We start from the raw sequence: 23,689 nt of genomic DNA, 5'->3' as shown, positions 1-23,689 counted from the left end.
GCCAGAAGATCGTCGGGGCAGTGGGCGGGGTCGATAGTCATCACCGAGGTGCTCGGCGCGGTCTCGTTCCTTTTCGATGAAAATGAACTTTACCTCGGCCGTGATCTTCTGCCTTGCCGAATGGTTGAGGAACGCCTCCAGGGCGATAATCGGGGATCCTTTCTCGCCTCGCTTGTACTCGCCTGGCCCTGCAAAGCCGTCAAGGAAGAGGATTCTTCCCTGGGTCTGCCCCAGGATCGGGAGCCAGGCCTTCAGGTATTCCTTCAGTACTCGATGCTTGCCCAGCGAGTGTGGGCCGAGCGGCCAGACTGTTGCCCTGGGCGCTGTCATTACGTAACGGCACCGGCCAGGGCCGTCGATGCCGCAACCTCGGGGAACTCGCTCCACTCCCGCCCGTCCAGGAGTCGGCCACCCGCCTTCGGTGTGTTCCCGCCCCATTGCTTGAAGAAGAAGGGTACCGAGCTTCGCTGACATTGTTCACGGATCGAGCGCGTCCAGCCGGACTCCATCGGTCGATGATTCGGACCGCTCTCACCCCCGGCGATGACCCAGTGGATGCCGCCAAGGTCGAGGTCGAGCGGCCCCAGGAGTGGCTCGCACGACAGGAAGCGCACCGCTGCGGGAACGCGGACCAAATGAGAGCACCGATAGGCGACTCTCTGGTTCTCGATCGACGTGCCCAGCCAGATGTGGGCCGGGACCTCAGCGTATCCCAGCGCCTTCGCATGTGATGCCCAGAAGTTGGCCGCCCGAGCCGGCCGTTTCGTCAACACCTGGTAGATGTGTCGGTCGCAGGCCAGCATGACCTCGAAGATGCGGCGAACGTAGTCGACCGGAATGTCCTTGTGGAACAGATCGGACATCGAGTTCACGAAGATCATCCGCGGCCGAGACCAGCGTTCGGGTTGCGCCAGGCGTTCCGGCCACAGCCTCACGGCGAAGGGGTCCGTTTCGTTCTCCTCCGTTTCGACGGCGGGTCGACGCAAGAGATAGGTATGCCGCAGTCGCCGACGGGCAAACGCCGCTGCGTAACAGTTGTCGCAACCGGCGCTTACCTTCGTGCACCCGGTGACCGGATTCCACGTGGCGTCGGTCCATTCGATGGCTGTTTGTTCACCCATGTGTCGCGTTCCCCTGCATACGAATCTCCGGATTCATGATACCGAATAAAAACCGAACTCAACCGGAAAGCAACCCTTTCCTTGAGGTCGAATCATTGCTTCGGCTCCAACATACGCGCGTACTTCAAGCGGGAATCAACGGGTCAGCCGCGGTTGCCCTCGCCCCATGCGGAGGTGAGCGGCTTCCCTTCGATGAAGCGGCCTGGGCGAAAGGGTGAGAGGTCGATGCCCGGTGTCTCGCCGCAGATGACATCCGCGAGGGCCTCGCCGATCGGGGGGCCGAGCTTGAACCCGTGGCCGCTGCCGCCGAAGAAGGCGTAGTAGCCCTCAAGGCCCGGTTCCGGGCTGACGATCGGGTGCCAGTCGTCCGTGATCGTGTAGAGCGAGGCGTAGCCGCCCAGGTGCCGGGCGCGGGCCAGCGCCGGGATCCTCTGGAAGAGCGGGCGCTCGATGCGTTCGCGCATCTCCGGATCTAGGGTCGGATCGCAGTCGTCGGGATCCACCGGTTCGATGTCTTTGGGCGCCCCCAGCCCGGCGATGATCCGGTCGTCGCCGTAGGGTCGCAGGTAGACGCGGAGACCGGGGTCCGAGACGACGGGGAGGGCGCCGAAGCCGGCCGGCCTCTCCACGAACAGGTCGCTCTCGCGGCTCCAGCGCAGCGAGTACCTCAGGCCGAGCCAGGAGCCGACCTGCCCCGCCCAGGGGCCCGCCGCGTTGACGACGACGTTCGTCGCGATCGCCCCGTCCTCGGTCTCCACCGCGACCACCCGGTCCCCATGCAGGCGGACGCCCGTGGCGGCCACGCCCGCGCGGGGCTCGAGCCCCCAAGGACGGGCCGCAGCCACGAGGTGTTCCGTCGTGCGGATCGGGTCGGCGTAGCCCGAGCGGGGCTCGAGGATGCCGTACGACACGCCGTCCAGGGAGAGGGGCGGCGCCAGGTCGGCCACCTCTTCCACGGTGAGCCGCTCGACGCGGAGCCCGTGCCGCCGCTCCGACCGAAGGATGTGCTCCCCGGCGGCGCGCAGACGCTCGCCGATCAGGAGCAGGAAGCCGATGGGCCGGAACCCGCAGTCGCCACCGAGCAGATCTCGGTCGTTCTCGAACATGTGAAGGGCCCGCTTCGCGAGTTCGAGCGTGATCGGGTTCGAGTAGTACGTGCGAACGATCGCGGCGGAATGTCCCGTGCTCACCCCCGCCAGGCGCCCCTTCTCCAGGAGCACGACGCGTCCGAACCCTCGCTTGGCGAGGAAGTGCGCGGCGCTGGCGCCCATGATCCCGCCACCGATGACCACGGCATCGGCGGTCTTCGCCCCCGCGGTCATCGTCCCGGTGCTCGGCGCAGTCTCTTCGTCTCCGCGAGGTCGACGGCCCATTCGCCCAGCTTGAGGGCCACGCCGTAGGCTGCCCGCGCGCGGGCCCGCGAGATCCTGCCTTCCCGCGCGTCCAGGAGCACGGCATCCGGATCCCGTTCGTGCGCCGGTCCGAACCCGCCCCCGCCGGCCGTCTCGATCCGCACCCGGTCTCCCGTCTTGAGCTGCACGGTCGCTTTCGAGCCCAGATCCCGCGCCTCGCCGCCCGAGATCAGCCTGTAGCTCGCGACCCTCCCATCGTCTCCCCCGCGCAGGCCGTGGGCCGGGAACCGCGCCCGGTCCGCCAGCGTCGTGAACGTCGGCTCGTGGCCCACGAACTCGTACTCGCGGCAGAGCGCGAGGCCGCCCCGGCGCCGGCCCGCCCCCTCGGAGTCGGGAACGAGACTGTACTCGTGGATGCGCACCGGATAGTTGAGTTCGGTCTCTTCGATCGGCGCGTTCTGGGTGTTCTGGATGTGGGTCTGGACCGCGTCCGGGCCATCGGTATCGTGCCGCCCGCCGTACCCGCCGGCGAGCGTTTCGAGGAAGCAGTAGTACTCCCCGGTCGCCGGATCCTCGCCCCCGAACCCCACGTGGCAGATCATCCCCTTCGTTCCCGCGGGAACGCGTTCCGGCATGGGGTCCGCGAGCGCCCGGAACATGATGTCGCACAGCCGCATCGCGACCTCCCATCCGCCGACGACTCCCGCCGGCGGCCGGACGTTCACCGCGGATCCCTCCGGCGCCACCACCTCGATGGGGCGGTAGAACCCCTCGTTCAGCGGGATGTCGGGGTCGACCAGGCACTTCAGCACATAGACGCAGGCGGTGAAGCACTGCGTGAGATTGCAGTGCATGGGCGCCGCGCGCTGCGCGTCGGTTCCCGTGAAGTCGAAGCGCGCCGTCGTGCCGTCGAACCGGATCCGGACCTGCAAGCGAACGGGCTCCCCGGTGATCCCGTCGTCGTCGAGACACCCCTCCGCCGCGAACTCGCCCCGCGGAAGCTCCGCCAGTTCCGCGCGCAGCCGCCGCTCGCTGTACTCGATCATCCGATTCATGTACGAACCCAGCAGGTCGGCGCCGTAGCGCTCCCACAGCGCGGACAGCCGACGCAGTCCGATCTCGTTCGCCGCGTGCTGCGCGCGCAGGTCGCCCGCCACCTCCTTCTTCGCGCGCACGTTGGCGAGCATGAGCTTCAGCACGTCGTCCACCAGGTCGCCGCCGTCGAACAGCTTCACGACAGGGAGGATGATCCCCTCCTGGTAGATCTCGCGGAACGCGCCGATGCTCGCCGGGGCCCCGCCCCCCACGTCCACGTGGTGGCAGCAGTTGGCGACGTATCCCACGAGTTCCCCCCCGTGGAAGAAGGGCGCGATGAGGAAGACGTCGTTGAGGTGGCTCGCCTGCCGGTGCGGATCGTTGACCAGCAGCCCGTCCCCGGGACCCAGCGTCCCCTCGCCGTGCTCCGCCTCGTACTCGGCCACCGCCCGCGGGACGAGCCGCCCGATCGTCACGAGGTGGGCTGGCTGGCAGAACGCCTGCGCGATCATCCGCCCGTCCGCGTCCACGAAGGCGCAGGAGTAGTCGAGCCGCGTCTTGATGTTCGTCGAATAGGCGGTGCGCTGGAGCGTGACGGACATCTCCTCGGTCGCCTCGACGAGCGCGTTCCGGATGACCTCGAACAGAACCGGATCCACGGAGCTCACGGTCTGGCTCTCAGGCTGCGACATTTTGGCCCCCGGTTCGAGTTTCGAGACGCGCCCCGACCCACAGAATCAGGATCGTGAGAGGCAGTCCGACCAGGATCGGGTCCAGTTCCCAGATGATGACGACGGACCCCACCTCGCGGATCGCCCCGAACGTCTGCCATACCGCCTGCACGGCGGCGCCGATGAGCATGGCCGCCATCACCGTCCGCGGCGCCTGCCGGAGCGAGGGGAAGAGGACGATCCCGATCAGCGCGGGGGCGACGGAGGCCCCCATGATCCGTCCCCCGATCCAGAACAGTTCGATGAGGAGGGGAAGCGCCAGGTAGAGGCCGGCCGCAAGCGCCCCCACGAGGAGGACGTTGAGGCGGTAGACCCAGAGCTGCCGGACGGCGCTTGCCGTAGGCGCGATGAAGCGCGCATACAGGTCCAGCGTGAAGTTGGAGGCGATCGTGTTGATCGTGCTCGATAGCGTCGACATGCTCGCCGCGAGCACGCACACCACGACAAGACTCGCGAGTTCGTTCCCCGCCGCCCCGAAGGCGAGCGTGACGAAGGCGTCCTCCGCCGCGAGGCCCGGCCCGTAGATCGTGCGGGCGACGATCCCGATGAGCGGCGGCGTCATGTACCAGATCGAGGCGATGACCCCGCCGTACAGGAACCCCCGCCGCGCCACGTCCGCGCTCTTCGCCGCGAAGCCGCGCTGAATGAGCCCCTGGTACGCGCCGGTGATCGCGAGGCCGATGACGATCCAGGCCACGACCTGGGTGACGCCCGCCCGCCCGAAAATGTCGATCAGCGCCGGATCGACGTTTGCGCTCAACTCGCCGAGCCCACCGGCTGCTGCGAGCCCCGCCACCAGCACCGCGATCGAGCCGGCCAGGATGATGAAGAACTGGATCGCGTCCGTGGCCATGACCGCCCACATGCCGCCCAGGAACACGTAGACAGACGTGACGCCGAGCCACAGAAGGAGCGATTCGGCCACGGAGATGCCGAGGACCGCAGTGGTGACGAGCGTCAGCGCGCCGATGGTCCCGGCCGTGACGCCCATGTCCCGAAGGATGACGAGGAGGAGGGAGACGATCCGGTGCCGCGGGCCGAAGCAGCGGCCGAAGAGTTCCGGGATCGTGATGACGCCGGTCTCCCACAGCCGCGGGATGATGAAGTACGCGATCCAGATCGTCCCCAGCATGAAGGAGCCGCCGCTCCAGTAGGCATCGAGGCCGAAGTCCGCGCCGAGCGCCGAGATTCCGATCAGGGTGGTGCCGTTGATCCAGGTGGCGGCGACCGAGAAGGCGATGAGCCACACGCCCGAATGGCGCCCGGCCACCGCCATGTCCTCGACGGAGCGCACCCGCCGCCGGAACCACAAGCCGACCCCCAGCATGAGGGCGAGGTAGGCCCCGATGAGCCACCACGAGAGCTGGGCCCCCTGCATCCCTTCCATGCCCGGCTACCCTCCCAGCAACCAGCCCCAGAGGCCGATGTAGCCGAAGCCCAGGAGCACGAGTAAGAGGAGCGCGAACCACGGGTTGAGCCGTGGGAGGGCGATTTTGTCCATGCGGGCCGCGTCTGGACGGTCCCCGGTCGTCGCGTCCGACGCGCCACCGTCGGGTCGACCTCCGCTCGGGGCCCGCCCGCTCACGCGGCGTCTCCCGGAGCGATCAGGAGGTTGCCGAACTCATCCACCGTGGCGCGATACCCGGCGTGCACGAGCGTGGTGGAGTCGACTTCCTCGATGACGGCGGGGCCGACGACAACGTGGTCCGCCTGCAGGAGCGCCCGGTCGTAGATCGCGGTATCGACGAAGCCGCCGGCGTCGGCGAAGAACACCTGTCTCGTCCCGCACCGAGCGTCCGGGACACCCTTTCCGTTCGTCCCGATTCTCGGGAGCCGGGGCCGCGCGATCCTGCCGATGGCCGTGACGGTGAAGTTCACGAGTTCGACGGGCTGCTCCGGGTATCCGTGTCCGTAGGCCCGCTCATGCTCACCGTGGAAGCGGCGCACCGCGTCGGCCAACGTCGCGGCGGCCAGCTCCCCGTTCCGCCCCGCGTCCATCCCCTCCCGCGGCAACGCCACGGGCACCTCTGAAGACTGGCCGGCGTACCGCATCTCGATCCCGCGCCGGAACTCCATGTCCGCCGGGGCCACGCCTTCGCGCCGGAGCGTGCGCCGCCCTGCCTCCTCCATCGTCTCGAAGAGCGACCCAATCCGCGCCGCGTCCGCCTCCTCGGCGACCGTGACCCGCGTGCGCGAGAACTCGTGCCGCAGGTCCGTGACGAGGAGACCCAGGGCGGACGCCGTCCCCGGGCTCGGGGGGATCACGAGCGTCGGGATCTGCATCTCCATGCACAGCCGGTTCGCGTGCAGCGGCCCGGCCCCGCCGAAGGCGACCATGGTCAGTTCGCGCGGGTCGTTGCCCCGGCGCACGGTGACGAGCCGTAGCGCATTGATCATCGTCGCGTTCGCGATCTCGATGATCCCGTTCGCCGCTTCGACCGGGTCGAGGCCGAGCGGCTCGGCGCACCGCTCGCGGATCCCCGCGGCGGCCGCGTCCACGTCGAGTTCCATCTCGCCGCCCAGGAAGTATTCCGGGTTCAGGCGGCCGAGCACGAGGTTGGCGTCGGTGATCGTCGGTTCGGTCCCACCCCTCCCGTAACAGATCGGCCCCGGGTCGGCGCCCGCGCTCCGGGGCCCCACGCGAAGCCCCCCTCCGGCGTCCACCCAGGCGAGGCTTCCCCCGCCCGCGCCTACCTCCACGAGATCGATGACGGGCGTGCGGATCGGGTAACCGGCGGCCCGCGTCATCCCCTGTCCCGGCTGGGCTTGGGCTCCGACCTCGTACTCCTTCGTAACGCGCGGCCGGCCGTCGAGGACGAGCCCGGCCTTGGCGGTCGTCCCTCCCATGTCGAAGGAAATGAGATCCGCGTGACCGAGTTGGCCCGCGATGAAGTTGGCGGAGACCACACCCGCGGCGGGCCCGGACTCCACCATGAACACGGGTTTGCTCGCCGCCTGCTCCGCCGTCAGCACCCCGCCGTTGGACTGCATGACGAGAAGCTCCGCCTGGAGACCCGCCCGACTCAGCCCCTCCTCGATCCCGGTGAGGTAGCGCGCCACTACGGGGACGATGCAGGCGTTGATCACGCACGTGCTGGCCCGGAAATACTCCCGGAACTCGGGGCATACGCTCGATGATAGGGAGATGAGGAGGTCGGGGTCGTCTTCTCCCAGGATCTCGGCCACCCGCTCCTCGTGCGTCGGGTTCGCGTAGCCGTGCAGGAGACACACGGCGACGGACCGGACCTCTCGCGCCCGCAGCGCCGCGGCGATCTCCCGAACGGCGTCCTCTTCGAGGGGCCGGAGGACATCGCCCGCCGCGTCCAGCCGCTCCGGCACCTCGTAGCACAGATCGCGCGGGACGAGCGGGCGGAGCTTCTCGAAGTGGACGTCGTAAAGCGAGGGACGAACCTGGCGGGCGATCTCGAGCATGTCGCCGAAGCCTTCCGTGGTCACGAAGGCCGTCTTCGGCGTCTTCCCCTCGATGAGCGAGTTCGTCGCAACGGTCGTGCCGTGGACCAGGTGGGAGATGGCTGCGGGGTCAACCGCGCCGTTTGCAAGTGCGCGATCCACCGCGGCCATGAAGCCGATGGAGGGATCCGCGGGCGTGGACGGAACCTTGGCCGTGTCGATGCGGCCCGTCTCCTCACAGATCAGGACCGCGTCCGTGAACGTGCCGCCCACATCTATCCCGAGGTGGAACTGGTTGCCCGTCATCGCGCACCAACCTTCGATGCGGGCGTTTCCCGTGACAAGGCGCCGCTGAACGCGACCGGGGCGCGGACGCCGGCCACGTCTGGACGCGGTCGTCGGCGTCCGTAGGTTGGGAACCGAGGGTCCGCCGCCGTCGATCGTCTCCCTATCACGCCCATTGGAGGGCCACATGGACCGCAGATCGTTCGTTCGATTCGGACTTGCCGGAGCGGGGATGACTGGGCTGGGCGCCGCGTTCGACCCGGAGCGGCTGGCCGGGAGCGCCGAAGCGACGGATCGCGGGCTCGCCGCCGAGACGGATGGGGACGTCGTCATCGTGAAGGACGTGCCGGTCCCCATGCGCGACGGCCTCGACCTGATGACGGATCTCTATCTGCCGGCCGTGGACGGCGTCCCGCTGGAGGAGCCGCTCCCCGCCGTCCTCGCGCGGACTCCGTACGACAAGATGCGGCCGATCTCGATCGAGCACGCGATGTTCTTCGCGCGGAACGGGTACGTCTCCGTCGTCCAGGACTGCCGCGGGCGGTTCAACTCGCCGGGCGACTTCTTCCCCTTCGTCCAGGAGCCGGAAGACGGCTACGACACGGTCGAATGGGTCGCGCGGCACCCGTCCTGCGACGGCCAGGTGGGCACGTACGGCGTCTCGTACCAGGCGTGGGTCCAGTTCGAGACCGCCACGCTGAACCCGCCCAGCCTCAAGACGATGATCCCCTACCAGGGGCCGACGAACGCCTACACCTACAGCATGAAGTGCGGCGGCGCCCTGGGCCTGGGGCTGCTGCAGTGGATCCTGTCCGTCGCGTCGAACGGGAACGAGGCGCGGGCGAACCCGCAGATCACCGAAGCGATCAACGAGATGCGAACGGGGCAGACGTTCCTCGACTGGGCCTCGCGCACCCCGTGGCGGCGCGGAGAGACGCCGCTCAGCCTCGCTCCCACGTACGAGGAGGCCGCCTTCCAGCTCTACTTCGACAACTACGACTACAGCGACTTCTGGCGGCAGCCGGGCCTGGGCATGGACGAACACTTCGAGTCGTACCCGGACATGCCCATCCTCTGGGTCGTGGGCTGGTTCGACTGGTATCCGCGCACGATCAGCGACGGGTACCAGGCGATGGTGCGCATGGGGCGGGAGAACCAGCACATCCTCATCGGTCCGTGGACGCACAACAACTTCGCCTCGTCGATCGGGGACGTGAACTTCGGGACGGAAGGCGCCCGGGTCGTGACCTACGACGACTACCTGAACCTCGAACTCCGCTGGTTCGACCGCTGGCTGAAGGGCGACGAGAGCGCCGACGTGTGGGCGCCGGCGAAGTACTTCATCATGGGCGGCGGCGACGGGCGGAAGGCCGAGAACGGCCGCCTCAACCAGGGCGGGGCGTGGCGCTACGAGGCGAACTGGCCCCCGGCCGCGGCCCGGCCCACCGAGTTCCATCTCCACGAGGGCGGCGGGCTCGCCCCCGAGGCGCCGTCCGCGCGAGCTTCCTCGACGACCTACACGTACGACCCGCGCAACACGGTCTCCAGCAACGGCCGCTGCATCGTGGCCTACGGACCCGCGCTCGAGTTCGGGTTCCAGGGGATGGGCCCACGCGACCAGATCGAGATGGAGACGCTGCCCGGCCACGGGATCCCCGGCATGCCGATCGCCTCCCGCCCGGACGTGCTCGTCTTCCAGACGGACCCGCTGCCGGACGACCTGACGATCGCCGGAGACATCACCGCCGTCCTCTTCATCTCATCCGACGCCCCGGACACCGACTTCTACGTGAAGCTCCTCGACGTCCATCCGTCGAGCCCGGACTACCCGAGCGGCTACGCCTTCCCGGTCTCCGAGGGGATCCTCCGCGCGCGCTACCGGGACGGGTTCGAGCAGTCCGTGCTCATAGAGGAGGGCGAGGTCTACCGCCTCGAGTTCCCGCTCGAACCCTCGGCGAACCTCTTCAAGGCGGGACACCGCATCCGGGTCGACGTCTACAGCAGCAGCTTCCCCAACTTCGACATCAACCGGAATACGGGGAACCCGCGCGACCGCAGGTGGCGCGTCGCCAACAACACGGTCTACCACCAGGCCGGAAACCCCTCGCACGTCCTGCTCCCCCTGATGCCCTGAGCGTGAGGCTCTAGCGCGACCCGTCAGGCGGGCCGGCGGCCCAGTCGAGCGCAATCGGGTTCGTGGGGAGTGCGTCGACATCGACGATCCGGCCGCTCTTGATGACCATCGACAGGCGCCGGATGTTCGCGATGTCGGCGAGCGGGTCAGCGTCCAGAACGACGATGTCCGCCGCCTTCCCGGCTTCGAGCGTGCCGTAGTCGTCGAGCGCTTTGCTCGCGATGGCGCCGTTCTTCGTGGCGGCGGTGATCGCTTCCAGCGGCGTCATGCCGAGTTCGACGAGCCCCTCGATGGCGAGGACCGTGCCCAGGCCGGGGAGTTGGTGCTCCATGTTCTCGGGCTCCTCGCGGAGGAAGTCCGCCGCCACGCCGCCGCGCCCGAAGAGCGTGTTGTCGGTGCCGACGGTCACGATGCAGCCCGCTTCGATGAGCTTCTTCGCATTCGTGCGCTTCGTCGTCCAGCGTCCCTCCATCACGGATCCCGGCTGCGGAAGGCCGGTGTCCTGGACGCGACGCCGGATCTCCGCGGTCGTCGGGGGGATGCGGCGCTGGCGCTCCCGCGCCTGGGCCTCGGCGAGGCCTTCCCTCGCGCGCTCCATGTTGCGGACGTGGAACCGCCAGCTCGGGCCCGTGAACTGGTTGACGAGCATCGAGCACACGATCCCGCGCTCGACGATCATGTCGACGAGTTCATCGGTGATCGTGCGGTTCCCGACGTTGTCCGGGTGCTGGATGAGGTCGATCCCCGCCAGGATCGAGAGGCGCAGACCCTCGAGACTCGTGGCATGGGTCTCGGCGACGAGCCCGCGCTTGTGCGTCTCCTCCACGATCACGCGCTGGGCGCGCGGTGAGAAGGAGATCCCCGCCGGATAGTTGAAGTGGTGCGTGCCGCCGTACTTGATGAAATCCGGTCCGTGGTCGAGGTAGGCGTTGATCGCGACGTGCAGTTCCTCGGGCGTCATGTGCATCATCTCTTCGCCGCTTCCGAGCGTGACCTCGTCGTTCATCTGCTCGGCGAAGAAGCTGATCTCCGACTCCGGGAGGCCGGCGAACGTCTCCGAGGCGGGCCCGCCCCAGCCCACGATGTTGCCGGCGAGGTAGGTGCGCGGGCCGATCTCCTCCCCGGAATCGATCTTCTCCTTGACCCGTTGCATCGGACGCAGGACGCCGTAGCTGTCCCGGACGGTCGTCACCCCGTGCTTGAGGTGGAGCTGGAGTCCCTGGAGGATCAGCGCCTCGTGGTGCGCCCAGTAGGCCGCGTGCTCCTCGACGCGCGCGCCGCGGCCGAAGGCGAGCGACATGTGGACGTTCGTGTCCACGAACCCGGGCGTGACGAACTTCCCGCTCCCGTCGATGACTTCGGCAGCGTCCGGGGCGGCGACCGACGCGCTCGGACCCACGGCGGCGATCCGGCCGCCCTCGATGACGATCGTCGCATCGACGATGGGGGCGCCCCCGTGACCGTCGATGATCGTCGCCCCGACGATCGCTAAGGACCTGACGGATTCCTGCGCGGTGGCCGGACCCGGCCAGGACAGGAGCGAGAGAAAGGCGACCGTCGCGACAGCCGATCGTGAGCCCATGGTCCCGACTCCGGAGAAGGACAACGACACCGAAGTGCTGCAGTTTGAAGAAATCGGGGCGGCGAGATTTGAACTCGCGACCTCCTGAACCCCATTCAGGCGCGCTACCGGGCTGCGCCACGCCCCGATGTGGACGTGAAGCTAGCTTGTACCGAGATCGGGTCAAGCTGACGGCCGAACGGGCTGGGTCCGACATGATCGCGGAGATCGCAGCGGGCCGGTCGTAGAGAGCGTGTAGCGCCGACATCAATGTATCCATATATTTGGATTTATGGATACGACAGCCATTCGGGCGCCCGCGCCGACACGGGACCTGCTCTCCCGCTTCGAATCCCTCGGGGACGAGAACCGGCTCAGGCTGCTTACGCTCCTGGACCGGAACGAGTTCACCGTCTCGGAACTGGTCTCCGTGCTCCAGCTTCCGCAGTCCACCGTCTCGCGCCACCTGAAGGTGCTCGCGGATGACGGGTGGGTGCGCCGGCGACACGAGGGCAAGACCCGGTTCTACCGCATGGAGGGCGCCCTCGAGCGCGGAGCGCGGGAGTTGTGGCAGATCACGTCCGGAACGCTCACGGGCGCGCGTTGGGTCGCGGACGACGCCGAGCGGGCCGAGAGCGTGCTCGCCGAGCGCCGGGACCGTGCTGCGGCTTTTTTTTCGGAGTCCTCAACGGAATGGGATGCCCTCCGCGATGAGTTGTTCGGAGGCGATGCCCGGTTCGCGGCACTGTTCGGTCTGCTCGATCCCGAGTGGATCGTGGGCGACCTCGGCGCGGGGACGGGGACGCTCGCCAACATGATCGCCCCCTTCGTGAAGCGCGTGATTGCGGTCGACCGATCACCCGAGATGTTGGCGGCGGCGGCCGTGCGCCTTGGCGAACGCGACAACGTCGAGGTCCGCCAGGGGGAACTGGAGTCGCTCCCGGTCGAAGACGGAGAACTCGACCTCGCCGTGCTGATGCTCGTCCTCCATTTCACGGTCGAACCCGGCCGGGTGCTGGCGGAGGCGGCGCGGGCACTCGCCCCGAACGGAAGACTCCTCGTGCTCGACATGCGCGCGCACGAGAGGGAGGAGTATCGCGAAACCATGGGCCACCTGTGGCTCGGTTTCGCGGAGGATCAGATGCGCGGCTGGACGCGTGGTGCCGGCCTCGAAGGATACCGCCACCTCCCGCTCGCCCCCGAGCCCGAGGCGTCGGGACCGGCACTCTTCGCCGCCACTGCCAGGAAAGCTGTCTGCACAACGAAGACTGTCTGAACACGGACAAACGTTTGAACACCGAAACTCTCTGAACACCTGAGGAGATAGACGATGGAAAGCGCCGTACTTCACGAATCGACCCAGACCGCCGCCGGCCGGATTCCCTTCAAGGTCGCCGACCTCAGCCTGGCGGAGTGGGGCCGCAAGGAGATCCGCCTCGCCGAGCACGAGATGCCCGGATTGATGTCGGTGCGGGCGGAATACCGCGACGCGAAGCCGCTCGCGGGCCGGAAGGTCATGGGCTCGCTGCACATGACGGTGCAGACGGCCGTGCTCATCGAGACGCTGGCCGACCTGGGCGCGGACGTGCGCTGGGTCTCGTGCAACATCTTCTCGACCCAGGATCACGCCGCCGCCGCAACCGCCGTGGGGCCGGACGGCACCCCGGAGGACCCGCGCGGGATCCCGGTCTTCGCCTGGAAGGGGGAGACGCTCGAGGAATACTGGTGGTGCACGGAGCAGGCGCTCCTGTGGCCGGACGGCTCGGGCCCGGACCTCATCGTCGACGACGGGGGCGACGCGACGCTTCTCCTCCACCGCGGTCTCGAGTTCGAGCGGGCGGGGAGCATTCCGGCGTTCGATCCGGAGACGGAACCCGAGGAGTGGGGCGTCATCCTCGAGACGCTGCGCAGGATCGCGGCCAAGGACCCGGGACGGTGGGAACGCACGGCGCCCGGCATCCAGGGGGTGTCGGAGGAGACGACGACCGGCGTCCACCGGCTGTACGAGATGGCGGCGGAAGGCACGCTTCTCTTCCCCGCCATCAACGTGAACGACTCGGTGACGAAGTCGAAGTTCGACAACATCTACGGGTGCCGTCATTCGGTCATCGACGGGCTGAACCGCGCTTCGGACGTGATGATCTCGGGCAAGACCGCCGTGGTGTGCGGTTACGGGGAGGTCGGCAAGGGGTGCGCGCAGGCGCTGAAGGGGCAGGGCGCGCACGTCGTCGTGACGGAGATCGACCCGATCTGCGCGCTCCAGGCCGCGATGGAGGGCTTCCAGGTGCGGACGCTCGAGGACGTGGTGGAGACGGCGGATATCTTCATCACGGCGACGGGCAACCGCGACGTGATCACCTTCGACCACATGGCGCGCATGAAGGACAAGGCGATCGTCGGCAACATCGGCCACTTCGACAACGAGATCGACATGGCCGGGCTCGGGAAGGGCGGCGTGACGCGGAACAACATCAAGCCGCAGTACGACGAGTTCGTGTTCGAGGACGGGCACTCGGTGCTCATCCTGTCCGAGGGGCGGCTGCTCAACCTCGGGAACGCGACGGGGCATCCGAGCTTCGTGATGAGCGCGAGCTTCACGAACCAGGTGCTGGCGCAGATCGAACTCGCGCGGAACCACGAGGCCTACGAGCGTCAGGTCTACATGCTGCCGAAGCACCTGGACGAGAAGGTGGCGCGGCTGCACCTCGATCACCTGGGCGCACGGCTCACGGAACTGACGGAGGAGCAGGCGGACTACATCGGCGTGCCGAAAGACGGCCCCTTCAAGCCGGACCACTACCGCTACTAGCGGAGAACGGAGCGTGAGGATGTTCCCAAGAGTGTCGACCACAGGCCTGCTCGGCTGCCTCGCGTTGGCGGCTTTCGTCGCCACGGACGGCCTCGCCGGCCAGGCGGACGAGGGCAATGCGGGGAATGGTGGCTTCTACCTGGGCCTGGCGTTTCCAGTCGGACCGCTGAGCGCGACGATGCAGAAATCCGTCGACAACACGGCGCCCAACACGCTGGTGCCGGAGCCCCGGCGCGGGCAGGTCTTCGAAGACGAGGTCTCCGGGGACGCGCTCTCCTACGGGGTCGGTCTGGTCGCCGGGTACCGGGTGCCGTTCTCCAGCGGGGCCTACTTTCTGGATGCGGCCGTCGATGTGGAATCCCGCGGCGGCACCGTGGAGGCGCAGTTCCCAGGCGTGGGGATTTCACCTGAACGGAAGCAGCTCGGAGAGAGTTGGCCGGACCGGTGGAACCTGGATCCGGCAACGAGCTACGGGGTGACTCTGAGGCTCGGCGGCAGTCCGGGAGGCCTGCAGTCACGGGGCATCAGCCTGCATCTCCTCGCCGGAGTCCGCTTTGCGGGCGCGACGTTCACCAACCACTTCGACGGCTGTTTCACGACCGAGCCCTGCGATCCCTCCCAGTTCGAGTCCGGCCAGGAGGGCCGCGACATGGACTTCACGGTCTGGAAGTCCGGGATCGGACTGGAAAAGTCCTTGAGCCAGCGGGTCGCCCTCCGGGTCGAGGCGAGCTATTCGGTCTACGCCCGGGAAGAGTGGACCACGGAGTTCGAGGACGTCGTCGTCACCGTCCGTTCGAGCATGAAGGCCAGCGAAGCGGGACTGGCCCTGGGCTTGCTGCTCCGCCCCTGAAGCTGGCCGATGGTGTCGCAGACGTAACGGGTCACCCGGCTCCGCAAACCCCGAGGACGCTTGGAGGTGTATAGTCCTCAGACACTATGCCCGGGGTATGGGTTGAGGAGGACGACATGGTTCGACGGGTCAACCACATGATGGACAAGCGGGACGCCGCCGCCCGGATGGACGCATTACGCGCGCAGTTGCCCCCCGTCGAGACCGATCAAATCGTCCGCTGGATACGCGAAGAGCGCGAGCAACGGAAAGCCCGCTGAGGTATGCGGTTCTGGTCGCTCCGATCCTCGTTTCCGTCACGTCGTGCGGGGGGCGACCGGCCGAGGTTCCCTCGCCGCCGCTCGAGGAGATCTTCGCGATGGCGGAGGTCATCGTACTGGGTGAGGGACCGTCCGATTCCATCGCCGAGGTGGGCGAGTTCTTCGAGCGGAGGGACGGCGGTTTCATCATCGCGGACCGGCTGCTCCCACGGGTGCGGATCTACGGCGAGGACGGATCCCTGGAAGCCGGGTTCGGACGCTTCGGCGACGGGCCGTGGGAGTTCCGCACGATTCGGGGCGTTGCGGAACTCGCAGACGGTCGCATCGCGGTGACGGGCGCCCAGAATGGGGCCGTGACCTATCTGACCCCGGATCTGACTCCTCACAGCATGCTGCTGATTGAGGACTTCACGTCCAGCATGCTCCTGCCCTTCGGCCGCGACCTCGTGTTCACGGGCAGGGCGCGGGACGTGAATCTGGTGGCCGAAATGGACGGGATTTTCCATCGGCTGGTCGGCAGCTCGGTCAGCTGGAGTAGCTGGAACACGCTGGCCGCGAGCAAGCCATACTGGAATGCCCTGGGCGGGTTGCACGGTGCTGTCGGCGGCGATTCGGTGTACGTGATGGCGGGCCTCCTGTACCCCGCTACGATTCTGAGCGCCGCCGGCGATTCGGTAGGAAGCATCGGGATTCCCTCGCCGGATTTCCGCCGAGTGCCGGAGCTGGAGCCGGGGGCCTTGGCGTTTACGGGCGGAGAGGGCGCGGCGGTCCAGGCGGGCACGATGATGAAGCGGTTGATCGAGAGCTTCGATCTCGTGACCGGCATGGACGTCGTGGACGACTACCTGGTGTTCACGGTCGGCCGGCACGATCCCGCCAAGCCCTGGTTTCCGTTCAAACAGCTCGACGTGTACGTGGAGGCCTACGATCGCCATACGGGGGAGAAGCTCTTCGAGAACGTGCCGTTGCCGGAGGGGTCGAAGGTGCTGGGCGGAGGCCGGCACCTGTACGTGCTGCTGAATCCGGAGTTCCCTCCGTGGCGAATCGCCAAGTACGAGCTCCGAGTCCCCTAACGTTCCTCGGACGAGGGACTCGCCAGGGAACTCGTCACGGCGAGAGCCATCACCGGGTAGAGCGTCCCGGTATACGTGATGAAGTGCCATGTCTCCGTATTGAGTGACTTCGTCCACCAGCGGCCCGATTCTCTTTGGTTCCGCTTCAGCCACTCGATGCCTCGCTGCACGGCCGGGTGCGTTGGCGGCACTCCGGCGGACGACAGCACTACGACCGCCAGACCGGTCTGGTGGCCATCGCTCGCGGGGTCGCCGAAGTCCGCCTCGGCTCGCAGGCGTTCCGCCCGGTTGCCCCGGCCCCACTCCTCGGGCTGAGCGAAAGAGCGGATCGACCACCCCCCGTCCGGGCGCTGACGGTCCAGGATCGTCCGCACGATGTCCTGCTTCTGGTCGGCGCTGATCAGGCCGGGGAGATGCCGGTCCGCCCAGAGCAGCGCCACGCGCGCGTAGTCATGGGGAGGAGGGACCCGCCGCAGGTACGCTCGCAGACTCGCGATCTGCCCCTGCAACTCGGGAGAGGTGGCCTGCTCGAGCCAGCCCGGAGCCAGGCCCACGCCCATGGCCGCAACGGTCGCGAGCTGATACGCGTCGGACTCGAAAGGCGGCCACGTGTCCGGGGAGTGCCAGGCCCCATTGTCGCGCTGAAGGCTGAACATGAGCTGGAGAGCCTGCCCGGTCTCGGGAGACAGCCGCCCGTCCACATGCGCATCCCAGGATGCCAGAGACGCGGCCAGGTGCACGACCTCCGCCGGGTTCACATCCTGCTGGAGCTCTTCGGGGTCCGCGGCCAGCCTGTCCTGAAGACGCTCCTCGAGAAAGGCCCGGAAGTCTGCGTCGGGCCGACCCAGGCTCTCGGCGAGTTGCGGACGAAGGATCCCGTACCAACCCGTGGTGTGACACGAGACGCAGCCGCGGTTGTTCGCCCAGGCCCTGGCTCCATCGTCCAGGTACGTGAGCGCCCGCTCGAGAGACAGGTTCTCCGCAATCGGTTCATCCTCCGACGCCGGCGGAATGGAGATCTCTCCGAAGTGATACTGGTACGCGCGGTGGTCGCCCCAGTCCTGCGCGTGAAGCCCGGAGCCGAGAAGCGAAATGCCGATGGACAGTCCGAGTGCGGCGTGCGTGAGTCTCATGGTCGAGCGCATTCCCAAGAGGTTCTCGTGCTGGTGCTACCGCCATCGTAAACGCCCTTTCGACGCCATGTAAAGGCACGCGCAAGGCACCTTGACTCCGCTGTAAGGTGTATGGTGCTAACGCCACGTCAGGTATCATCAATCAAGGAGCATCGCTTTGGGCAAGATCAGCCTCGTCACGGGAGCGTCCTCAGGCATCGGCCGGGCGGCCGCGATCCTGCTGGCCCGCGAAGGCCACACCGTCTACGCCGGCGCGCGCCGGGCAGACCGAATGGAAGACCTGCCCGAACACGGCGTCACTCCCGTCGAAATGGACGTCACCAGAAGCGACGACAACGAGCGGGCCGTGAGCCGCGTCATCGCGGACCAGGGACGCATCGACGTCCTGGTCAACAACGCGGGTTTCGGGCTCTACGGACCCGTCGAGGATGTTCCGCTCGACGACGCGCGCTACCAGTTCGAGGTGAACCTGTTCGGGCTCGCCCACCTCACCCGACTCGTCCTGCCGCACATGAGAGCGCAGGGCTCGGGCCGAATCATCAACGTCTCGTCGATGGGAGGGAGGATCTTCACCCCCCTCGGGGCCTGGTACCACGCCACCAAACACGCCCTCGAGGGCTGGTCGGACTGCCTGCGCGTGGAAACCGCCCCCTTCAACATCCAGGTCGTCGTGATCCAGCCGGGCGCGATCAGGACCGAGTTCGGCGACGTGATGGGAGCCGGCCTCAGGAGGTACTCCGGGGACACGGCGTACAAGTCCCAGGTGGAATCGTTTCTTGGGCTGATGGACGGCCTCGAACCCGGTAGCCTCGGGACCGCGCCGGAGGTCCTCGCCAGGGTGTTCGTCAAAGCCGCGACCGCCCGAAAGCCGCGGCGGCGGTACGCGAGCGGCTCCATGGCCCGCCCCTTCATGTTCCTCCGCAAGTGGTTCGGAGACGGGGTCTACGAATTCATGCTGCGACGCATGTTCCGCTGACGGGCCGGTCCGGAGCGCTGCGCGTGCCGGCTGAAGCCGGCCCAGTCCTCCCGGTGGGGGCTCCAGGCCGGCGCGCGGCTACCGCTCGTTCTGGGTGGCGGTGGTCTGGACGACCTGGCCGAGCGTCTCCGCGTAGCGGTTCACGCCGTCGGCGATGGCGGACGCGATCTTCTCCCGGTGGGAGGCGCTGCGGAGCTGCCTCGCTTCCTCGCGGTTGCTCACGAAACCCACTTCGACGAGCACGGCGGGCATCTGGGCGCCGAGCAGCACGTGGAATCCCGCCGTCTTCACGCCGCGGTTCAGCGGGTGGTTTTCCCGGCCGAGAATGCTCTTGGCCATCGCCGCCTGCATGGTCGTCGCGAGTTCCCGGGATTCCTCCTTCCGGCTGTGATTGACGATCTGATCCACCAGCTTGCGGACATCGGCCATCCGGACCATGCCGCTGGAGGCGTTCTCCCGGGCGGCCACCTCCGCCGCGTCCGCTGAAGTGGCCAGATTCAGGTAGAAGGTCTCAAGGCCGCGGGCCTTCCGGTTCCTCGCGGCGTTCACGTGGATGGAAACGAACAGGTCCGCCTCGCGGCTGTTGGCGATGAAGGCGCGCTGTTCGAGGGGAATGAACACGTCCTTCTCGCGCGTCATGATCACCTCGAACCCACGCTCCGTGAGGTCGTCGCGCACCCGCTCAGCGATATCGAGCGCGATGTCCTTCTCGCGCAGACTGCCGGCATGGGTGCCGGGATCCTTGCCGCCGTGTCCCGCGTCGATGACGATGCGGTTCACTCCCGCGCCGAGCTGGCGCGCCATCGAGTAGCCCCCCTCGGTGGGGCGCGGCGGCGAGGGCGAGGCCTCGTCGCCGGTCTCCGGGGTCGCGGTGGCGCTTCGGTTCGCCTCCGCCGGGGAGTCGTCAGCCTCCGGCGCGGCCCTGTCCCCGGAGCTGTCCGCGACCCGCAGCGGGGGCGCCCCGTGGATGTCCACCACGAGCCGGTAGGGATCGGGAAGGGCGAACACGGTGACCTCCCGGATGCTCGAGAAGTCGAGCACCACCCGGGTGGTCTTCTCTGCCGGAACGCCGAGCCGGATGCGCCGGAGGTGCGAGCCTTCGATCGGGAACGCCCGGCGTTCGAGCCCGTCGTCCGGCGTCGCCCCGTGGAGATCGAAGAACACCCGGTCCGGTCCGGTGAGCCTGCCCTCGGTGTGCGGCGTGGGGCCGCTGAGGTCGATCACTACCCGGGTGTGCGAGTCCCCGACCCAGTGACGGATGTTCCGCACCGTCGTCGGTGGATCGGCGGGCTGCACTTCCTGGCGGACCGCGACGGTTCGCCTCGTCCCGTCCGCCGGCCGCTCCGCCGCGCCGGCCGGGGTCTCGGGCTTCGCCAGGACGGCGGCCGCCATCCGGATCTCGGGGCTGCGCGGCGCGCGTTTCCGGAGCCGTTCGAGGGCGCTCCGCGCCTCGGCCTCGTCGTCGAGGCGGCCCGCGTACAGCCGGACCTGTTCGTAGAGGGCCTTCGGGACCCAGCGGCTCGCCGGATACCCGCGGATCAGGAGAGCGAAGGCGTCGGCGGCCCGCACCGCGAAGCGCCGGTCATCGAAACGCTCGGCGGCGTCGCGGTAGATGCCTCCCTCGTAGTGGAGCGCGTCGTCGCAATAGCCGCTTCGGGGAAAGGAGAGGACCACCAGCCGGTACTTCCGCGCGATGGCTTGCCACTGGTCCTCGTCGCGCATCGCCGTCTGCGAACCGCGGAGCGTCTCCTCGGCCCGCCGGGCCGCCTCGTAGAGATTCTTCGCGGTGGGGCTGACGGCGCCGGCGTCCGGGAACGCGGGGGCGGGGCCGGCCAGCGCCAGCCCGGCGCACAGCAGCACGGCGAGCCGCGTGGCGCCGAGTCGGACGGAAGGGGCCACTGCGATCACCGGGAGCTCAGGACGGTGGTGCGACCAGGACATCGCGCGGCTGGGCGCCGCGGGCCGGACCCACGACTCCCTGGCGTTCCAGTTCGGCCACGATGCGCCGCGCCCGCTGGTAGCCGAGGCCCATTTCGGTCTGGAGCATCGACGTCGAGGCCTTCTGCTCCCGGATGATGAGTTCGCGGGCCTGGGGCAGGAGCGAATCCCCGCCCTTCGAGCCCCGGGCGGCACCGTTCGCCCGCTGCGCCGCGCCATTCCCCGGCCCGACGAAGGGCAGCGGCTGCTCCTCCTCCAGCATCCCGGTGTCGAAGACCGGTTCCGCCGCGCTCTCCCAGAACCGGGCGAGCTTGCCCACCTCCCGTTCGTCCACGTAGGCCCCCTGCGCCCGGGGCAGGTCGGCGCCGGGCCGCATCATCAGCATGTCCCCCTTGCCGAGCAGCGTCTCGGCTCCCACCCGGTCCAGGATGGTCCGCGAGTCCACGTAGCTGGCCACCCGGAAGGCGATGCGCGTGGGGAGGTTCGCCTTGAGCGTGCCGCTGATGATGTCGGTGGAGGGCCGCTGGGTCGCCAGCACGAGGTGGATGCCCTCGGCGCGGCCCAGGCTGAGCAGCCGCTGGATCGCCGGCGTCACCTCCGCCTTCGCGTGGATGAACAGATCGGCCAGCTCGTCCACCATGATCACCAACCGGGGCAGGGGCGACGGGATCTCGGGTTCCGGCTCGTTCTTCTTGCGGCGCCTTCTCGCCGCCTGCGCGGCCATCTTGTCGACCAACCGGTTGAATCCGTCGATGTTGCGGACGCCGTGCTCCTCGAGGATCCGGGTGCGGCGGTCCAGTTCGCGGCACGCGTGCTGCAGCACGGTCTTCGCCTGGTCCGGCTCGAGGATGAGCGGGGTCAGCAGATGCGGGATGTTCCGGTAGGGCCGGAGCTCCACCCGCTTCGGATCGATCAGGATCAACCGAAGCTCATCCGGGGTGCGCCGCGTCAGCAGCGAACACAGGAGGGTGTTGAGCTGCACCGACTTTCCGGCGCCGGTGGCCCCGGCGATCAGCAGGTGGGGCATCTCGGCGAGGTCCTTGACCAGCGGCCGTCCGTCCACGAGCCGGCCGATCGCGATGGGCAGCGCGCCGCTCTCCTCCTGGAAGTCGGGCGATTCGAGGATTTCCCGGAGGCCGACGACCGAGGGCGATTCGTTCGGCACTTCGATCCCCACCACGCCCTTCCCCTTCACCCGCTCGACCCGGATGGCCGGAGCGCGCAGGGCCATGCAGATTTCTTCCTCGCGGTTCCGGATCTTCTTGATCGTCTCGCCCTCGCCCAACCGGAACTCGAACGTCGTGACCACCGGCCCCGGCTGGATGCGGTCCACCTCGCCCCGCACCCCGTGTTCGAGACAGGCGGCCTCGAGGGCCGTGCGGCGCTTCTCGAGCGCCCGCTTGGCCGGGGCCGGCTGATGGGCGCGGCGCGTCAGGAGCTGTAGCGAGGGCAGCTTCCAGGCGCCGGGCGCCCGCCGGGCGCCCGGAGTGGCGGGCTTCTTCAGCAGGTCGGGGCGGGCGGGGGGCCGGGCCACCGGAAGGGGTTCCTTGGCGGGGTCCATCTCCGGGTCCGGTCTCCGGCGCTTCTTCGGGAAACGCACCACGAACGACCTCTCGGCGCCCTCCGCGACCTCCGGGTCGAGCGCCTCCTGGTCCTCCGCCGGACGTCCCGTCGGACGCAGCCGCAGAAAGAGCCGCCGGATCCACCCGGGCCCGTGGCTGGCGTCGTGCTCCTTGAGCACGGGTCCCCCAAAGCCCCATTCCCGGAGCGCGGCGTAGCCCATGAGTCCGATCGCTCCCAGCACGACCCCCGCGCCGAGCGGGTTCATGGCGCCCGCAAGCGCGGTCGCCAGCAGGGAGCCCCCGACGCCGCCCCAGGCGAACCCGGCGCCGGTCCCGTCGCCGAAGACCTGCTGCGCGAGCGAGGCGAGGCCGGTGGCGCTGACCGCGAGGCTCGCCAGGATGAGCAGCCGGACCGCGGTGGAGTCGTCCCCTTCCGGAGGTGCGGGTCGCAGGCGCCGCCGCGCCGCCTGGAACAGCACCAGCGGGATCAGGAAACCGACGACGCCGACCAGTTGCAGGACGACCTCGGCGAGAAACGCCCCGGTCGGCCCCAGCCAGTTCGTCACGGTGTCGCCGGTGCCCGCCTTGAGGAGCAGCACGGGATCCGAGTGGGAATAGGAGACGAGCGACAGCAGGATCAGGGCGGCGAGGGCGAGCAGGGCGATGCCGAACACTCTCCGCCGGCCGAACGCCGTCCTAAGCGCTCGAAAGGCCAATGCCGATCCCTCCCACCGCAAGGCAGTACCAGCCGAACTGGTGGAACCGCTCGCGGGCAAGCCAGTCGAAGACCCACCGCAACGCGAATGTCCCGGCCACGAACGCGGCGAGGAACCCGAGCGTCAACTCCAGCGCGACGACGCCCCCGGCTTCGGCCAGCGCTCCGCCCCCGAGGGTGGAAGCGCCCTCGAGCAGGGCGGCTCCGGCGATCGCGGGAGCGGACAGCAGGAAACTGAAGCGGGCGGCGTCGGCGGGCGAGACGCCGCGCTGACGGCCCGCGACGATCGTGAGACCCGACCGCGACACGCCCGGGAAAATGGCCGCCGCCTGTGCGATGCCGATCCAGAGCGCATCGGCGAGGCCGCGGGGGAGCAGCGGAATCGTCCGGGTCCGGGGAGCGGCTGCGTCGGGCTGTGCGGGAGGCCGCCGGAAAGCGAGGAGGACCGCGCCGGTCAGCACGAGACCGCCGGCGGCGAAGCCGATGCCGCTGAAAGCGCGGTGGATCTGGTCCTGGAACGTGATCCCGACGACGGCCGCCGGAATCGACGCGACGAGCAGCAGGCCGACGAGCCGCCGGCCGGCACGCACCGCGTCCTGACCCCCGGGGGTGGTCCCGCCCGCTCCCGCAAGCGAGCGCAGCAGCCCGCGGACCTCGCGGCGGAGGTAGATCAGGGCGGCGGCCAGCGTTCCCAGGTGGACCACGATCTCGAAGAGAACCCCCGGACTTCGGAGCGCCTCATC

Annotated in this window: 19 protein-coding genes and 1 tRNA gene; 7 read left to right on the top strand and 13 right to left on the bottom strand. The window is 68.6% G+C overall.

Annotated elements, in window-relative coordinates; all coding sequences use genetic code 11:
* The 7 genes from tcmP to OXN85_14685 form a co-directional block, all read right to left on the bottom strand.
* Positions 1 to 330: three-Cys-motif partner protein TcmP (tcmP, locus tag OXN85_14715; protein MCY3601216.1), on the bottom strand; the 330-nt coding region annotated here is incomplete at its 3' end.
* Positions 330 to 1,121: a phage Gp37/Gp68 family protein gene (locus tag OXN85_14710; GenBank protein ID MCY3601215.1), complete on the bottom strand. Its 792-nt coding sequence runs from the start codon at positions 1,119 to 1,121 to the stop codon at positions 330 to 332. The genes OXN85_14710 and tcmP, both read right to left, overlap by 1 nt.
* Positions 1,122 to 1,264: 143 nt before the next feature.
* Entirely contained in the window at positions 1,265 to 2,443 is a 1,179-nt protein-coding gene (locus tag OXN85_14705) for an FAD-binding oxidoreductase (GenBank protein MCY3601214.1), read from the bottom strand.
* Complete coding sequence (locus tag OXN85_14700; GenBank protein MCY3601213.1) at positions 2,440 to 4,176, bottom strand: hydantoinase B/oxoprolinase family protein; 1,737 nt, start codon at positions 4,174 to 4,176, stop codon at positions 2,440 to 2,442. Before OXN85_14700 ends, OXN85_14705 begins: the two co-directional genes overlap by 4 nt.
* Before the next feature lie 10 nt (positions 4,177 to 4,186).
* Positions 4,187 to 5,626 (bottom strand): sodium:solute symporter family protein, encoded by a 1,440-nt coding sequence (locus OXN85_14695; protein ID MCY3601212.1) that lies wholly within the window; start codon positions 5,624 to 5,626, stop codon positions 4,187 to 4,189.
* Between the two features lie 6 nt (positions 5,627 to 5,632).
* Positions 5,633 to 5,824: a hypothetical protein gene (locus OXN85_14690; protein ID MCY3601211.1), complete on the bottom strand. Its 192-nt coding sequence runs from the start codon at positions 5,822 to 5,824 to the stop codon at positions 5,633 to 5,635.
* Complete coding sequence (locus OXN85_14685) at positions 5,821 to 7,956, bottom strand: hydantoinase/oxoprolinase family protein (protein ID MCY3601210.1); 2,136 nt, start codon at positions 7,954 to 7,956, stop codon at positions 5,821 to 5,823. Before OXN85_14685 ends, OXN85_14690 begins: the two co-directional genes overlap by 4 nt.
* Positions 7,957 to 8,122: 166 nt before the next feature.
* On the opposite strand from OXN85_14685, the gene OXN85_14680 reads away from it, so the two are divergent.
* The gene (locus tag OXN85_14680) at positions 8,123 to 10,069 is read left to right on the top strand and encodes a CocE/NonD family hydrolase (protein MCY3601209.1); all 1,947 of its coding nucleotides are present in this window, start codon (positions 8,123 to 8,125) and stop codon (positions 10,067 to 10,069) included.
* Positions 10,070 to 10,079: 10 nt separating this feature from the next.
* On the opposite strand, the gene OXN85_14675 is transcribed toward OXN85_14680, so the two are convergent.
* Both OXN85_14675 and OXN85_14670 read right to left on the bottom strand, forming a co-directional pair.
* Positions 10,080 to 11,651 (bottom strand): amidohydrolase family protein, encoded by a 1,572-nt coding sequence (locus OXN85_14675; protein ID MCY3601208.1) that lies wholly within the window; start codon positions 11,649 to 11,651, stop codon positions 10,080 to 10,082.
* Between the two features lie 53 nt (positions 11,652 to 11,704).
* Positions 11,705 to 11,778: transfer RNA gene (locus OXN85_14670), tRNA-Pro, on the bottom strand.
* A 144-nt stretch (positions 11,779 to 11,922) separates the two neighbouring features.
* On the opposite strand from OXN85_14670, the gene OXN85_14665 reads away from it, so the two are divergent.
* From OXN85_14665 to OXN85_14645, 5 genes are all read left to right on the top strand, one after another.
* The gene (locus tag OXN85_14665; GenBank protein MCY3601207.1) at positions 11,923 to 12,906 is read left to right on the top strand and encodes a metalloregulator ArsR/SmtB family transcription factor; all 984 of its coding nucleotides are present in this window, start codon (positions 11,923 to 11,925) and stop codon (positions 12,904 to 12,906) included.
* A gap of 54 nt (positions 12,907 to 12,960) precedes the next feature.
* Entirely contained in the window at positions 12,961 to 14,439 is a 1,479-nt protein-coding gene (gene ahcY / locus OXN85_14660) for an adenosylhomocysteinase (protein MCY3601206.1), read from the top strand.
* Positions 14,440 to 14,452: 13 nt separating this feature from the next.
* A complete protein-coding gene (locus OXN85_14655) occupies positions 14,453 to 15,289 on the top strand; it encodes a hypothetical protein (protein ID MCY3601205.1) in 837 nt (278 codons plus the stop codon).
* Positions 15,290 to 15,405: 116 nt separating this feature from the next.
* Entirely contained in the window at positions 15,406 to 15,549 is a 144-nt protein-coding gene (locus tag OXN85_14650; protein MCY3601204.1) for a hypothetical protein, read from the top strand.
* 98 nt (positions 15,550 to 15,647) lie between these two features.
* On the top strand, positions 15,648 to 16,622 hold the full coding sequence (locus OXN85_14645) for a hypothetical protein (GenBank protein MCY3601203.1): 975 nt from the start codon (positions 15,648 to 15,650) through the stop codon (positions 16,620 to 16,622).
* Here OXN85_14645 and OXN85_14640 read toward each other — a convergent pair.
* On the bottom strand, positions 16,619 to 17,755 hold the full coding sequence (locus OXN85_14640; protein ID MCY3601202.1) for a hypothetical protein: 1,137 nt from the start codon (positions 17,753 to 17,755) through the stop codon (positions 16,619 to 16,621). The two genes, OXN85_14645 and OXN85_14640, sit on opposite strands and share 4 nt — an antisense overlap.
* A gap of 157 nt (positions 17,756 to 17,912) precedes the next feature.
* Between OXN85_14640 and OXN85_14635 the strand changes: the two genes are divergently transcribed.
* The gene (locus OXN85_14635) at positions 17,913 to 18,731 is read left to right on the top strand and encodes an oxidoreductase (GenBank protein ID MCY3601201.1); all 819 of its coding nucleotides are present in this window, start codon (positions 17,913 to 17,915) and stop codon (positions 18,729 to 18,731) included.
* Positions 18,732 to 18,809: 78 nt separating this feature from the next.
* Here OXN85_14635 and OXN85_14630 read toward each other — a convergent pair whose 3' ends face one another.
* From OXN85_14630 to OXN85_14620, 3 genes are all read right to left on the bottom strand, one after another.
* Positions 18,810 to 20,639, bottom strand: coding sequence for an N-acetylmuramoyl-L-alanine amidase (locus OXN85_14630; protein MCY3601200.1), 1,830 nt, complete (start codon positions 20,637 to 20,639; stop codon positions 18,810 to 18,812).
* 7 nt (positions 20,640 to 20,646) lie between these two features.
* The gene (locus OXN85_14625) at positions 20,647 to 22,947 is read right to left on the bottom strand and encodes a DNA translocase FtsK 4TM domain-containing protein (GenBank protein ID MCY3601199.1); all 2,301 of its coding nucleotides are present in this window, start codon (positions 22,945 to 22,947) and stop codon (positions 20,647 to 20,649) included.
* Positions 22,928 to 23,689 (bottom strand): undecaprenyl-diphosphate phosphatase (locus OXN85_14620; GenBank protein ID MCY3601198.1); only part of this gene is annotated, 762 nt, incomplete at its 5' end. The genes OXN85_14620 and OXN85_14625, both read right to left, overlap by 20 nt.

The organism is Candidatus Palauibacter australiensis (assembly GCA_026705295.1).
GTDB lineage: Bacteria > Gemmatimonadota > Gemmatimonadetes > Palauibacterales > Palauibacteraceae > Palauibacter > Palauibacter australiensis.
The sequence above is the reverse complement of the archived record's forward strand: the minus strand, read 5'-3'. Positions and strand labels throughout refer to the sequence as shown.

Excerpts from the sequence above, each read along its gene's own strand:
- OXN85_14680 (MCY3601209.1), top strand. The coding sequence starts at position 8,123 with ATGGACCGCAGATCGTTCGTTCGATTCGGACTTGCCGGAGCGGGGATG.
- OXN85_14685 (MCY3601210.1), bottom strand. The coding sequence starts at position 7,956 with ATGACGGGCAACCAGTTCCACCTCGGGATAGATGTGGGCGGCACGTTC.
- OXN85_14695 (MCY3601212.1), bottom strand. The coding sequence starts at position 5,626 with ATGGAAGGGATGCAGGGGGCCCAGCTCTCGTGGTGGCTCATCGGGGCC.
- OXN85_14640 (MCY3601202.1), bottom strand. The coding sequence starts at position 17,755 with ATGAGACTCACGCACGCCGCACTCGGACTGTCCATCGGCATTTCGCTT.
- OXN85_14650 (MCY3601204.1), top strand. The coding sequence starts at position 15,406 with ATGGTTCGACGGGTCAACCACATGATGGACAAGCGGGACGCCGCCGCC.
- OXN85_14675 (MCY3601208.1), bottom strand. The coding sequence starts at position 11,651 with ATGGGCTCACGATCGGCTGTCGCGACGGTCGCCTTTCTCTCGCTCCTG.
- OXN85_14710 (MCY3601215.1), bottom strand. The coding sequence starts at position 1,121 with ATGGGTGAACAAACAGCCATCGAATGGACCGACGCCACGTGGAATCCG.
- OXN85_14665 (MCY3601207.1), top strand. The coding sequence starts at position 11,923 with ATGGATACGACAGCCATTCGGGCGCCCGCGCCGACACGGGACCTGCTC.
- ahcY (MCY3601206.1), top strand. The coding sequence starts at position 12,961 with ATGGAAAGCGCCGTACTTCACGAATCGACCCAGACCGCCGCCGGCCGG.
- OXN85_14645 (MCY3601203.1), top strand. The coding sequence starts at position 15,648 with ATGGCGGAGGTCATCGTACTGGGTGAGGGACCGTCCGATTCCATCGCC.
- OXN85_14705 (MCY3601214.1), bottom strand. The coding sequence starts at position 2,443 with ATGACCGCGGGGGCGAAGACCGCCGATGCCGTGGTCATCGGTGGCGGG.